At 63.4% G+C, this 13,160-nt stretch carries 16 protein-coding genes; 12 read left to right on the top strand and 4 right to left on the bottom strand.

The window, feature by feature from the left end:
• Positions 1-7: 7 nt before the first annotated feature.
• Genes OX462_RS16335 through OX462_RS16350 form a run of 4 tightly spaced genes read right to left on the bottom strand, consistent with a single transcriptional unit; the run spans position 8 to position 2,218 of the window.
• Positions 8-280, bottom strand: coding sequence for a flagellar biosynthetic protein FliQ (locus OX462_RS16335; RefSeq protein WP_034757874.1), 273 nt, complete (start codon positions 278-280; stop codon positions 8-10).
• 3 nt (positions 281-283) lie between these two features.
• Complete coding sequence (fliP, locus tag OX462_RS16340; RefSeq protein ID WP_409026553.1) at positions 284-1,054, bottom strand: flagellar type III secretion system pore protein FliP; 771 nt, start codon at positions 1,052-1,054, stop codon at positions 284-286.
• The gene (locus OX462_RS16345) at positions 1,051-1,416 is read right to left on the bottom strand and encodes a FliM/FliN family flagellar motor switch protein (protein WP_070220030.1); all 366 of its coding nucleotides are present in this window, start codon (positions 1,414-1,416) and stop codon (positions 1,051-1,053) included. Before OX462_RS16345 ends, fliP begins: the two co-directional genes overlap by 4 nt.
• A 1-nt stretch (position 1,417) precedes the next feature.
• Positions 1,418-2,218 carry a FliM/FliN family flagellar motor switch protein gene (locus OX462_RS16350; protein WP_083287150.1) on the bottom strand — a complete coding sequence of 267 codons (801 nt, stop codon included), beginning with the start codon at positions 2,216-2,218 and terminating at the stop codon, positions 1,418-1,420.
• Positions 2,219-2,846: 628 nt separating this feature from the next.
• On the opposite strand from OX462_RS16350, the gene OX462_RS16355 reads away from it, so the two are divergent.
• From OX462_RS16355 to OX462_RS16410, 12 genes are all read left to right on the top strand, one after another.
• Positions 2,847-3,185, top strand: a complete 339-nt coding sequence (locus OX462_RS16355) for a flagellar hook-basal body complex protein FliE (protein WP_034787870.1) — start codon at positions 2,847-2,849, stop codon at positions 3,183-3,185.
• Positions 3,186-3,245: 60 nt separating this feature from the next.
• Positions 3,246-4,982, top strand: a complete 1,737-nt coding sequence (gene fliF / locus OX462_RS16360) for a flagellar basal-body MS-ring/collar protein FliF (protein WP_139142969.1) — start codon at positions 3,246-3,248, stop codon at positions 4,980-4,982.
• On the top strand, positions 4,960-6,000 hold the full coding sequence (locus OX462_RS16365; RefSeq protein WP_070219807.1) for a flagellar motor switch protein FliG: 1,041 nt from the start codon (positions 4,960-4,962) through the stop codon (positions 5,998-6,000). The genes fliF and OX462_RS16365 overlap by 23 nt, the downstream gene beginning before the upstream one ends.
• Positions 5,997-6,686 (top strand): flagellar assembly protein FliH, encoded by a 690-nt coding sequence (gene fliH, locus OX462_RS16370; RefSeq protein ID WP_070219799.1) that lies wholly within the window; start codon positions 5,997-5,999, stop codon positions 6,684-6,686. Before OX462_RS16365 ends, fliH begins: the two co-directional genes overlap by 4 nt.
• Positions 6,683-7,993, top strand: a complete 1,311-nt coding sequence (gene fliI, locus OX462_RS16375; RefSeq protein WP_409026554.1) for a flagellar protein export ATPase FliI — start codon at positions 6,683-6,685, stop codon at positions 7,991-7,993. Before fliH ends, fliI begins: the two co-directional genes overlap by 4 nt.
• 8 nt (positions 7,994-8,001) lie before the next feature.
• On the top strand, positions 8,002-8,439 hold the full coding sequence (locus OX462_RS16380; protein ID WP_070219795.1) for a flagellar export protein FliJ: 438 nt from the start codon (positions 8,002-8,004) through the stop codon (positions 8,437-8,439).
• Between the two features lie 89 nt (positions 8,440-8,528).
• Positions 8,529-9,956: a flagellar filament capping protein FliD gene (gene fliD / locus OX462_RS16385; RefSeq protein ID WP_070219793.1), complete on the top strand. Its 1,428-nt coding sequence runs from the start codon at positions 8,529-8,531 to the stop codon at positions 9,954-9,956.
• A 51-nt stretch (positions 9,957-10,007) separates the two neighbouring features.
• The gene (gene fliS, locus OX462_RS16390) at positions 10,008-10,397 is read left to right on the top strand and encodes a flagellar export chaperone FliS (RefSeq protein WP_070219791.1); all 390 of its coding nucleotides are present in this window, start codon (positions 10,008-10,010) and stop codon (positions 10,395-10,397) included.
• A gap of 31 nt (positions 10,398-10,428) precedes the next feature.
• Positions 10,429-10,707 (top strand): hypothetical protein, encoded by a 279-nt coding sequence (locus OX462_RS16395; protein ID WP_230492253.1) that lies wholly within the window; start codon positions 10,429-10,431, stop codon positions 10,705-10,707.
• Entirely contained in the window at positions 10,704-11,867 is a 1,164-nt protein-coding gene (locus tag OX462_RS16400) for a flagellar hook-length control protein FliK (RefSeq protein ID WP_409026555.1), read from the top strand. The genes OX462_RS16395 and OX462_RS16400 overlap by 4 nt, the downstream gene beginning before the upstream one ends.
• Before the next feature lie 11 nt (positions 11,868-11,878).
• A complete protein-coding gene (locus OX462_RS16405) occupies positions 11,879-12,343 on the top strand; it encodes a flagellar basal body-associated FliL family protein (RefSeq protein ID WP_329957619.1) in 465 nt (154 codons plus the stop codon).
• Between the two features lie 33 nt (positions 12,344-12,376).
• Complete coding sequence (locus tag OX462_RS16410) at positions 12,377-13,120, top strand: FliA/WhiG family RNA polymerase sigma factor (RefSeq protein WP_409026556.1); 744 nt, start codon at positions 12,377-12,379, stop codon at positions 13,118-13,120.
• Positions 13,121-13,160 lie beyond the last annotated feature (40 nt).

The following is a 13,160-nucleotide window of genomic DNA, read 5'->3' on the forward strand; positions in this document are numbered from 1 at the left end:
CGCGGCGCTATCCGACCAGGGTGGCGGCGCGCTGAAAAATGGACACGCAATAATCCATCAGGTAACCGGCCATCCAGCGTCCGGCCAGGATCAGGGCCAGCAGGGTGACCAGCAGGCGCGGCAGGAAACTCATGGTCTGTTCATTGATCGAGGTGGCCGCCTGCACCAGCGCGACCAGCAAGCCCATGAGCAAACCCGGCACGACCAGAATCACCACCAGCAGCATGACGACATGCAGCGCTTCGATGATCAGGTCGACGGCGACTTCAGGGGTAAACATCGGTCAATAGCCCTGTATGCTGGTAACTAAGGTGTTGACGGTCAGCGTCCAGCCGTCGACCAGCACGAACAGCAGCAGCTTGAACGGCAGCGAGATGACGAGCGGCGAGAGCATCATCATGCCCATGGCCATCAGCACGGACGCCACCACCAGGTCGATGATGAGGAAGGGAATGAACAGCATGCAGCCGATCTGGAACGCTGTCTTGAGTTCGGACAACACGAACGCGGCCAGCTTGACCGTGAAACTGTGGTCTTGCGGGCGCATGGTCGACGGTTCGCCGGCCAGGTGCGCGATCTGCGCCAGCGCGGCCTTGCTCGTCTGCGCCAGCATGAAGCGCGAAATCGGCACTTCGGCGATCTTCAGCGCTTCCTGCATGCCGATCTGGTCGCGGTCGTAAGGCACGAACGCGTCCTTCCATATCTGGTCGCCGATGGGACGCATGACCAGCAAGGTGAGAATCAGGGCGATGCCGGTGACGATACGGTTGGGCAAGCCCTGCTGCAGGCCCAGGGCCTGGCGCAGCAGGGAGAGCACGATGACGAAGCGGGTAAAGCTGGTCATCATCATGACCATCACGGGCAGCAGCCCGAGCATTGTCATGACGACGAGGATCTGCATCTTCACCGACAAGTCGGTCTTCGCGCCCGGCACCACGCCGGCGAGCAGGTCCTGCGCGCCGGCGGCGCTGCAGCACAGCATCAGAACAGGGACAGCCAGCGCGGCAGCCAGCGCGCCGCGGCGCCGGCTCAAGCCGGGTACCGCCAGCTTCATGCTGTCATCAGGTCGAGATTGAGGCCGTCGAGGTCGATGACTTTCAGGCCATAGTTCTCGCCGGCCACCACCACTTCGGCACGGCCGATCGGCGTGCCATTGACCTTGATCACCAGCGGTTCGCCGGCCAGCATGTCGAGTTCGATCACGCTTTCCGGGCCGATGGCCATCAACTCTTCCAGTGAAATGCGGGCCGAGCCCACTTCCAGGGTCAGGGTGACGGGAATCTTGCGCATCATCTGCGGAATGTCGCGGCGCGCGCGGGTGCTGGCCACGTCGGCAACGTCGCCCTGGTCGATGATCATGTCATCGCCCAGGTCTTCCAGCAGGGTTTCGCTCTGGTTGGTATCGGTCATATTCATATTATTCGACATCTTCAAATGAGGTTAAACAGAGCTTGCCCTTGTGTTCGGAAACAGCCGCTGTAAATAAACGGGAGTCGTCCAGCATGACGTCAGTACGGCTCAGACTGACGGGAATCACGTCGCCCACGCGCAGGTCGAACAAGGCGCCCAGCTGCATCTGCTTGCTGACGAGCCGGCCTTCCAGGGTCACTTGCAGGCGCGAAGCGAGCGGGCGCACGCTGCCACGCAAGGCTTTCTTCGCTTGCGCGCGTTCGGGCAGCAGGCCGCGCAACACATCGGCCATCAGGCGCTTGTCCAGCGAGAACCAGAACTGGCCGCTCTGCCCCGCCTCGACGTCGCTGAGCGACACGGTGACGATCCAGCTGCCGCGCGCCGGGTGCACGCCGGACTGCACGGCCACCTCGGCACTGGTGTCGATGTCGCTGCTCTTGCCCAGGATTTGCAGATTCTTGTGGATGCGCGTGAACAAACTGTTCACCAACTGTTGTCCCAGCACCACAGCGAGGCGCTCTTCCGTGGCCGTCACGCGCACTTGCGCCGGATCGGGCAGCGCGCCCTTGGCGCCGGCACTACCGTAGCGATAGTTCAGCACGCTCAAGAGGATCTGCCGTTCGAGCGCAAAGCCCGGCTGACCGGCCGGCGTGGAAAAACTCAGCCAGCGATTCGCGCTGTCCTCGCTCTCCACGCGCGACAAGGTCACGGCATCGATCTGGAAATTGCCCCAGTAGCGCCGGCTCATCGGCTGGCGCAGGGCCACGGCCAGGTCGTCGCGCAGCTGGGCGCCGAATACATGCAGCAAATGGACAGGACGTCCAAGCAGACAGGAATCGAGGACTTGATGGCGCGCAGTTTGATCTGTCTTGGTAATGATTGTCATGTAGTGGTCATGTCGGTATTGCGGTGGCAGAACAAATTATACGGATCGCCCGAAATTAAATACAGCATCATCTTGGCCTTGCCAACCGGCCGGCGAGCAAACGATTGCGCATCGTATCGCATGCTGGATGACTACGGTGCTGAACAATACATGAAAAAGCAAAATATTGCCATGTATCAATATTCCTTGAGGCAATCCTCTCTTTACTTTATAGTTGCCTCGAGGTAAGCTTATAGCGAGAAAAAAGTGATTTGCAGTGCGCCATTCCGCTTACCTGATTCCGGTTTTTATGGCAGTTTCCAGCCCCTCTTATTGCCACCAGAAGAAACTTTTATCAGATAATTATTAGTTATCATGGCCATGTAAATCATTCGGCGCGGTTCTGCCGGGTTTGTTGAATCTGCTTGAGCGGATGGTGTGGCAACTGATAAAACTGATGGGCCCTGTCAATTGGGCCGGGCAAGATGGCATTGGATGTAATGCCTGCCGGAATGGCAACACCAGTAATTTCTGATTGATACGTCACCGCATATTGAAAGTAGAGGGCAAGATGAGCAACGAACTCGCAGGTCTGATCAAGGCCGATCTGGCAGCACTGAGCAATGACGCGCGCGCCCTGGGCGCCAGCATCGCGCCGGCCGCCCAGTTCGGCGCACCGGAACAATCCGGCTTCTCGTTTGCGCAAAGCATGAAAGACGCCATCGGCAAGGTCAACGGCGACGACCGCATGGCGGCACAAAAAATGAGCGACGTCGACAGCGGCAAGAGCGACGACATGGTCGGCGCCATGCTGGCCAGCCAGGAAGCGAGCCTGTCCTTTTCCATGTTGATGCAAGTGCGCAACAAGGTCATGGGCGCGGTCGACGAACTCATCAAACTGCCTCTGTAATCTTCACGTCCTGATCCACGCCCAGCCTCCCAGCGAAAGTTACCCCAAGTGATTACCACCATGAAGTCCGCATTTGCGCGCTGGCGCCCTGGCGCCCAGCCCGCCATCCCGCCCGCCCTGCTGAAAAACCTGGTTCCCATCGTCGTGCTGGCCATCGGCATCACCGCCATGGTGACCATGTATGCCTGGCGCGACCAGGCCAACTACAAGCCGGTGTTTGGCGCGCGCGAAAAAGTGGCCGTGACGGACATGATGGCCACCCTGGACGCCGAACACATCCCCTACCGTTTGCATCCGGACAGTGGCCAGGTGCTGGTGCCCGACGCCATGCTGGGCAAGGTACGCATGCTGCTCGCCTCGAAGGGCGTGACGGCGCAGCTGCCGGCCGGCCTGGAACTGATGGACAAGAATGACCCGCTGGGCGTATCGCAATTCGTGCAGGACGTGCGCTTCCGCCGCGGCCTGGAAGGCGAGCTGGCGCAAAGCATCATGACGATGGACGCGATCGCTTCGGCGCGCGTCCATCTGTCGATTGCCAAGTCGACGTCGTTCGTCGCCAGCGACGGCGACAAATCGTCGGCTTCCATCGTCGTGGCGCTGAAACCGGGCCGCACCCTGGCGCCGGAACAGATCGCCGCCGTCATCAACATGGTGGCCGGCAGCGTCGCCAGCCTGGCGCCCACGCGCGTGAGCCTGGTCGACCAGGGCGGCAACCTGCTGTCCTCGCACGTCGACCTGACGGACGGTTTCGATGCGTCGGCCGCCGGCAATGAAGGCGCGAAACGCTTTCAGGATGAAATCCGCCGCAACGTCACGGGCTTGCTCGGCCCCGTCATCGGCGAAGACAACTTCAAGCTCAGCGTGACGGCCGCCGTGAACAACGACCGCGTGGACGAAACGCTGGAAAAATACGGCGAAGCGCCGAAAGTGACGAGCGAAGCGATGCGCGAAGAGCAGGAACGCAACCGCACCGTGGCCGGCATTCCCGGCAGCCTGTCGAACCGTCCGCCAGCGGCGGCCGTGCCGGCACCGGCCGACGCCGCCGGCGCCGCGCCCGCCGATGGCGCGCCGAAGCCGTCCGATGACGGCACGGCCCGCAAGAACGCCACCACACGCCAGTACGCGTATGACCGCAGCATCACGCAAATCAAGCGCAGCCGTGGCCGCCTGGAAAAACTCAGCGTCGCCGTCGTCCTCAACAGCGCCGCCGCACCGAACCCGAAAACGGGCTGGACACCAGCAGAACTGGGCAATATCGAAAAAATGCTCAACAGCGGCCTGGGCATCAACGCCCAGCGCGGCGACAGCCTGAGCCTGACGGCGCTGGCCTTCCCTGCCAAGCCGCCCGTGGCGCAGTGGTGGGAAGAGCGCGACACCGTCGTCGATTTCAGCAGCTGGCTGCTGTACGCCCTGGGCGCCGTGCTCGGCTACTTCCTGATCCTGCGTCCGCTGCTGCGCCTGCTGACCACGCGCCTGGCGCCGCCGGCACTGAAACAGCTCGATCCGGCCCTGGCGCTGGGCGGCAGCAACGCCGCCGCCGGCGCCAATGGCGTGACCGCCGCCGGCGCGCCTGCCTTGGGCGTGAATGGCAGCCCGCTGGCGCTCGAGGGCGAAGCCGCCGCCGGCAACGCCATGCCGGTCGTGCCGCTGCTGGAAAATTATGACTTGCCGCCACCAGGCTCGGCGGTCGACGTGATGGTCGACCACCTGAAAGTGCTGGCGGAAAAAGAACCCGAGCGTGTCGCCGAAGTCGTCAAACAATGGATGCAGAAAAATGGCCGAACTCAACAACAATAATCCCTCCGACGGCGCCGAATACGAAAGCGCCAGCCTGAACCCAGTGGAACAGGCCGCCATCGTGCTGCTGAGCATCGGCGAAGAACAGGCCGCCAATGTGCTGCGCTGCCTGTCGCGCGAAGAATTGCTGGAAGTCACGCAAGTAATGTCGCGCATGAGCGGCATCAAGGTCGAATCCGTGAAAACGGCCATGCAGACCTTCTTCGACGACTACCGCCAGCAAAGCGGCGTGCACGGCGCCTCGCGCAGCTACCTGAAGCGCTCGCTGGACATGGCGCTGGGCAGCGATATCGCAAATAGCGTGCTCAACAACATTTACGGAGACGCCATCCGCCCCAAAATGGCGCGCCTGCAATGGGCCTCGCCAAAATGGCTGGCCGAATACATCGTCAACGAGCACGTGCAGATGCAAGCCGTGTTCCTGGCCTTCCTGCCGCCCGCGCTGGCCGGCCAGATCCTCGACGCCCTGCCCGCCGAAGGCCGCGACCTGGTCTTGCTGAACCTGGCGCGCCTGGACGAGATCGACCGCGACCTGCTGGTCGAGCTCGACGAACTGGTGGGCCGCTGCCTGGGCGCGCTCGACACGCAAAGCACCAGCGTCGAAGGCATCCGCCAGGCGGCCGAGATTCTCAACCGCATGCCGGGCAACCGCGCCGCGCTGGTCGAACTGCTGCGCGCGCACGACCCGGACGTCGTGTCGGAAATCGAACTGAGCATGTACGACTTCCTGATCCTGGCCACGCAGAGCGATGTCACGCTCACGCGCATCCTGGAAGACGTGCCGATGGAACAGTGGGCGATTGCACTGAAGGGCGCGGAACCGTCGATCCGCGACGCCGTGCTGAAAACCATGCCGCGCCGCCAGGCGCAGAGTTTCGAAGACATGATGCGCCGCTCCGGCCCCGTGCCCCTGTCGCGCATCGAACAGACGCGCCAGGAAATCATGGCCACCGTCAAGGGCCTCGCCGATGCGGGCGAGATCGAAGTGCAACTGTTTGCCGAAGCGGTGATCGAATGAAACACTTCCGCTCGTATCGTTTCCCGCCGCTGTCGCAATTCATCGCCGCCGGCCAGCGTGCCTCCAACGAGGACACGGATGGCCAGTGGCAGGCGTCCGTCTCGGAAGGTTTCGAGCAGGGCCAGCGCGACGGCTACGAAGTGGGCCTGGTGCAAGGCCAGCAGGATGGCTACGACGCCGGGCGCAGCGACGGCATGGCGCAGGGCCGCGAAGAAGGCCGCAATGAAACGCTGGTGGCGCTGGATCGCCTGGCCCGCCCCGTCGACGCCATCTTGCGCGACCTGAAGAAAGTGCGCGCCGATTACCGCGAAGCGCAGCGCAAGGAAGTGGTCGACCTGGTGGCCAAGGTGGCGCGCCAGGTGATCCGCGCGGAACTGGCGCTGCAGCCGGTGCAATTGCTGGCCCTGGTCGACGAGACCCTGGCCTCGATGCCGCCCACGCGCGAGGAAATCGACGTCTTCCTCAATCCGGAAGAACTCAAACGCATCAGCGAACTCGATCCGAAGCGCGCCAAGCGCTGGAACCTGATCGCCGACGCGCGCCTCGACGCGGGCGAATGCCGCATCAAGGCCGGCGACAATGAAGTCGATGCGGGCTGCCATCAGCGCCTGTCGGCCTGCATGGAGCAGGTCAGCAGCCACCTGGCGCTGGCCGCCGAACACGCAGACCACGGCGCGCCTGCATGATCGCCGACACGCTGCGCAGCTTCGAGATCGGCGACATCCCGGTCGCGACACCCACCGGCCGCCTGGTCGGCGCCTCCGGCCTGCTGCTGGAAAGCGCCGGCTGCCGCCTGCACACGGGCCAGCGTTGTCAAATTGAAACAGTCAATGGCGAATGGCTCGATGCGCAAGTCGTCGGCTTCCGCGAAAAACTGTCGTATTTAATGCCGTTCAAGAAGGCGACGGGCCTGACCACGGGTGCCAGAGTCCTGCCCCTGCCCGACAAGGCCAGCCTGCAGATCGGCCCGTCGTGGCTGGGCCGCATGGTCAATGGCCTGGGCGAGCCGATCGACGACCTGGGCCGCCTCGGCGGCGAACACATCCTGGAAGTGACGCCGCCGAAGATCAATCCCCTGAAGAAACAACCGGTGGTCGAACCGCTGGACGTGGGCGTGCGGGCGATTAACAGCATGCTGACCCTGGGCAAGGGCCAGCGCGTGGGCCTGATGGCCGGCTCCGGCGTGGGCAAGAGCGTGCTGCTGGGCCTGATCACGCGCCAGACCGTGGCCGATGTCGTCGTCGTCGGCCTGATCGGCGAGCGGGGCCGCGAAGTGCGCGAATTCGTGGAAAAGTCGCTCGGCGCCGATGGCTTGAAAAAGGCCGTGCTGGTGATCGCGCCGGCCGACGAATCGCCCTTGATGCGCATCATGGCCACCGAACTGTGCCATTCGATCGCCGCCCATTACCGCGACCAGGGCAAGCATGTGCTGCTGCTGGTCGACTCGCTCACGCGCTATGCGATGGCCTTGCGCGAAGTGGCGCTGGCCCTGGGCGAGCCGCCGGCGACGCGCGGCTACCCGCCGTCCGTGTTTTCGAACCTGCCGCAGCTGGTGGAAAGCGCCGGCAACGGCGCCCACCCGGAAGGCAGCATGAGCGCCATCTACACGGTGCTGGCCGAAGGCGACGACCAGCAGGACCCCGTGGTCGATACGGCGCGCGCGATTCTCGACGGCCACATCGTGCTCACGCGCGAACTGGCCGAGCGGGGCCACTACCCCGCCATCGATATCGCCGCCTCGATCAGCCGCTGCATGGCGCAGGTGATCACGCCCCCCCACATGCAGGCGGCGCGCGCGCTGAAAGCATCGATGGCGCGCCATGCGCGCGTGCGCGACCTGATCCCGCTGGGCGCCTACGTGCCCGGCGCCGACCCGATCACCGACCGCGCCGTGCAGTTGCACGCGCCCATCGAAGCCTTCCTGTGCCAGGGCACCAAGGAAGAGGCGCCGATGGGGCCGTGCATCGAACAACTTGAACAGATCATGGCCTAGGAGCATACGTGAGCGACTCGCATACCATCCGCAACCTGACCACCCTGGTCGGCCTGCGCAGCACCGAAGTGGAACGCCTGCAAGGCGAAATGGCGGCGCAGACGGCCGTGCGCGAGCGCTACCAGAAAAACCTGGAGCGCCTGACGGGCCTGTACACGGATAGCGGCCCCAGTGGCGCCCTGCCCCTGGCGCTGTCCGTCAACTGCGGCAACTTCAAGCAAGCCGTCATGCAGATGGCCGACCAGCACCGTACCGACCTGCATTTGCACGAGGCCAACATGGCCGTCTCGCAACGCGCGCTCAATACGGCCTGGGCCAAGCGCGAAGTGCTGGACCAGGTGCTGACGCAAAAACAAAAATATGTTGCAAATGAGCAACAACGTGTCGATGCCAAGCGGCAAGACGAGCTGGCGACGCAATTCTGGTTCCGCGGACAGGTAAAATGAGGTTGGTGTAAGTTTCTTTCAGGAAAACTTCACAAAACGGGAATGGGGGTCGCCTTGTACCGGTATATCCCTTTATTCAGGAGTCTGGCATGGCAAACGTAATTACTGCACCGCAATACGATCCGCTCGTCACTGCAAAAAACCTGGCTACCAAGTCGGTCGCGGCGCAGCAGGACAAATTGACTAAGCAAACCGCACTGGCCAACACCACGGCCGCGGCGCTGAACAACCTGAAGCTGGCCATGAGCGCCTTCCAAAGTACGATGACGACCATGAGCAGCAGCAGCAAGTCGCTGCTGAGCCAGTCCGCCACCTTCAGCAATACCGCCTATGGCAGCGGCACGGCCGATGCCACGGCAGTTGCCGGCAGCTATTCCTTTTTCGTGCAGCAACTGGCCACAGCCAGCCAGACTTCGTACAGCGGCCTCGCCAGCAGCCCCGCCGCCGGCAGCGGCACGCTGGCCGTGCGGATCGGCGATCCGCTGGCCCCCGTCACCGCAGACAACAGCTTTGACATCGACCTGAGCGCCGCCGACAAGGATGCCGACGGCAACCTGACGCCGCAGGAAATCGCCGCCGCCATCAATGGCAACAGCAAGAACAACTCGCGCGTGACGGCTTCCATCGTCACCATCGGCAACCAGGCGCAGCTGGTATTGACATCGAACCTGACGGGCAAGGAAAACGCTGTCACGCTGGACGCGTCGAGCGTGACGAATACCGCGCTGACCAAGGCCCTGGTGACGGACGCGGCCACCAACATCAAGGAAGTCGTCAAGGCGCAGGACGCCATCGTCTGGCTGGGCGCAAAGGACACCGGCACGCAAATCACGCAGGCGTCGAATACCTTTACCAACGTGACGGGCGTGAAAATGACCTTCACCAAGGCCATGAACACGGGCGACGCGCCCGTGACGGTCACGGTGGCAACCGACAGCGGCGGCACGGCAACCAATGTGCAGGCATTCGTCGATGCCTACAACAAGCTGAAAAGCGTGCTGGACGGCCTGGCCAGTTCCGGCGACCCGGACAAGAACGTCGCGGCCGGCATCTTTGCCCACGATTCCGGCCTGAACGCCCTGCGCAGCAATTTGAACAATCTGCTGCGCCAAAGCGTCGGCGGCGTCTCGCTGGTCTCCTACGGCGTGACCGCCAACCGCGACGGCACGCTGAGCCTGAATACGGCCAAGCTGACCGCCAAGCTGGCATCGAACCCTGGCGACCTGGACAAGTTGTTCGGCAACAACAGCCTGTCGGCCCCATCGGGCGTGTTAGGCGGCCTGGACAAGGCGTTGGGCCAATGGAGCAATATCACCAAGGGCCAGCTGGTGCAGCGTCTCGATGCGAATACCAGCTTGCAGAAGTCGCTGAGCAAAAGCACCGACCTGCTGACGAGCCAGTACAACACGGCCTACAAGCGTTTCCTGGATCAATATACGCGCCTGCAAGTCATGCAGGAACAGATGTACAAGACGGTCGACATGTTCGACGCCATGTTTGGCAACGACAAATCCTAAGGCGAGCGTGCCTGCCGCGCCGCCGCAAGTTTAGACAGTGAGAAATAAGACATGTTAAACAATGAAGCTTACGGCAACTACCATGCCGTCAACCTGGATGCCCAGACCGCCCGCGCCACACCGGTCGAGCTGGTACTGGTGCTGACGGACGGCCTGCTGGAAGAACTGGCGCGCGCGCGCGGGCATATCGTAGGCAAGCGCTACGAGCAAAAGGCCATCAGCCTGGATAAATGCACGCAAATCATCAACGGTCTGTCGAGCTCGCTCGATTTCGACAATGGCGGCGAAGTGGTCGTCAACCTGGCCCGCCTGTACGACTATTGCGTGGCGCGCCTGTACACGGCCGGCATCAAGCTCGACCCGACCCTGATCGACGAAGTGACGACCCTGATGACCACCATCAAGCGCGGCTGGGTGGGCGTCCAGGCCAACAATGCCTAGGCGCGGCATCCTGCAACAGCTGAACCGGCAATTGAGCGCCGCCATCGCGCAAGCGGATTGGGAAGCAATGGGAAAACTGTCCGCCAGCCTGGCGAAAAACATCCCCCTGCTGGCCGAACGGGGCGCATGGAATGCGCTGGAACAAACAGAATTGTTGCAATTGCGCAAAAATCACGCGCAAGCGGTTAAAATTTGCTCTGAGGAAAAAGAACGCCTGGGTCAACACCTGGGTGCATTACAGGCAAATAAGGAAGGTTGGGTCGCCTACGCCGCGCTCGGCGAATACGACTCGGACGGGAATCAAGCATGATCATGAACTTCAACACGGCGCCGGCCGCTCCGGCACCGGCAACCCCTGCTGCATCTGCACCAGCACCGGCGGCGGCGCCGTCACAGGCCGCCGCCTTGCCCGGCACACCAGGCTATGCCGCTACTGACACCGTGCCCTCCGCCCTGCCCCTGTTTGCGCAGGTGCTTGACGTGACGGGCGTGGAAACGGCCGACGCCGACACGCCCGCTCCCGCGAAGGAGAGCGACAGCGACAGCCAGGCCGACAGCAGCCTGCCGGCCATGGCCGCCCCCGTTATCGGCTTGCCGGTGACCATGCTGCCGCCAACGGACGCGGCCGCAGCCGAGGCGCGTGCCGCCGCCCAGGCGCAAGTACAGACACAAGCGCAGACACAGGTGCAGGCGAATGCGGCGCAAGCCAATCCGGCACTCAACATCAGCCTGCATCCGTCGGCGGTCACCCTGAACGCGCCGGCAACGGCGCCAGCGCCAGGCCGCGACACGCGCGAGCCGCTGGCCGCCGCCAACCCGGCGACGGCCGCCAAGGGCGGCGCGCCGGCACAGCCGTTCGAATCGCTGCTGCAGCAAAGCGCTCCGGCAACCGCCGTCGCCGCGCCTGCCGTTGCCGCGCGCGAAGGCGAACGTGGCGCCGCGACGCCGGCACCGGCCACGCCCAACCTGGGCCTGACGGGCGCGGTCGGCAATACGGCCACAGCGGCCCCGGCCGGCGACACCATCAAGCTCAACGGCCCAGCCCAGCAATGGCAGGAACCGCTGCGCGAAGCGCTGGGCGAACGCCTGCAGACGCAGATCGGCCGCAACAGCGAACACGCAACGATCCGCCTCGAGCCGCCCATGCTGGGACGCATTGAAATTTCCATCCGCCATACGGCCGGCGCGCTGCAGGTGAACGTCACGGCGTCGAATTCGGAAGTGTTGCGCCAGTTGCAAGGCATCGGCGAGAACATGCGCAGCGACCTGGCGCAGCGCCAGTACACCGATGTGGCCGTCAATATCAGTGCCACCCCGCGCAGCCCCGCTGCCCAGGCGTTCGCCGAAGGCGATGCGCGCGGCCAGCGTCAGCCGGGCCGCCAGCAGGACGACGCCGAGCCGGGACGCGCCCTGTCCGACGGCAACACCGCCGCTACCACATACGCCAGCCACGAGCGAGAGACCGCCTGATGAATATGAAAATGAAACTGATAGCCGGCTTTGTCGGCGTGGCCGTGCTGGCCGCCGGCGCCGCTGGCGGCGCCATCTGGTATTTGGCCAAGCCGGTCGCCGGCCATGCCGAAGTCGCCGAAGCGAAAGCCCCGCCACCGCCCGCCACGGGCAAGAAGGCGCGCAAGTTCCTCACGCTGGACAAAGTCATCGTGATGTTGCGCCGCGGCCCCGGCGAAGGCGAAACGCATTACCTGTCGGCCGACCTGGTGATCGCCACCACCGAGGAAAAGGAAAAGCTGACCAAGGATCACTTGCCGCTGATGCGCTCGATCGCCGTCAGCACCCTGTCGAGTTTTCCGCTGGACAAGGCGCAGACCATGACCGTGGAACAATATGCCGAGCAGATCAACAAAGCCTTCAATGTCAGCTACGAGCGTGAACAGATGGAAAAACCGTTCACGGAAGTCATGGTCGGCAAGCTGATCATTGAATAAGCCAACACGCCAGCCGACCTAGTGGGAGATCCCTTGGCCTATGTAGAGCAATACCAGGAAGCGTATGGCGCCGGCGAATATGCCGCCGCCAGCGCTTGCGCGGCCGTGCTCAGCGTTGCTGAAGAGCAACAACATCTGGTGGCGTACTCCCCTTTGGTGAAACGCATCGTGCGCCAGCTCAATTCGCAGGTGTCGGGCGCCATCGACCGCGACGACATGGAACAGATCGGCCTGATGGGCCTGCTCGAAGCCTTGCGCCGCTACGGCGTGCCGGACCAGTCTTTCGGCAGCTATGCCAGCCTGCGCATCCGTGGCGCCATCCTCGATGAACTGCGACGCCAGGACTGGCGCCCGCGCGCCGTGCGCCAGGAAAGCCACCGTCTGCGCGACAGCGTGCGCGCCCTGACCCGCCGCCTCGGACGCGAGCCGCTGGACGCGGAAATCATGGCCGCGCTGAAGCTGACGCCCGAAGCTTTCCAGGAATACCAGTTGGCGGAAAACGCCGAGCTGATCGCCAGTTTCGATGAAGTGCTGCAGGAAAGCCTGGGACAGGCCGACAGCGCACCGAGCCCGGAAGAGCAATTGATGGTGCGGCGCAGCCTGGAGCAGGCGCTGCGCGCGCTCGACGAACGCGAGCAGCGCGTGATCCAGATGTATTACGAATTCGAACTGAGCTACAAGGAAATAGCCGCCGTACTGGACCTGAGCGACGCCCGCGTCTGCCAGCTCAACAAGGCGGCGCTGGGCAAGATGAAAGCCATGCTGCAAGACGCATAAGTTTCAGCACTATCCATCAAATTGACGCAGCACAATGACG

It is taken from the genome of Janthinobacterium aestuarii (assembly GCF_046113285.1).
Lineage (GTDB): Bacteria > Pseudomonadota > Gammaproteobacteria > Burkholderiales > Burkholderiaceae_D > Janthinobacterium.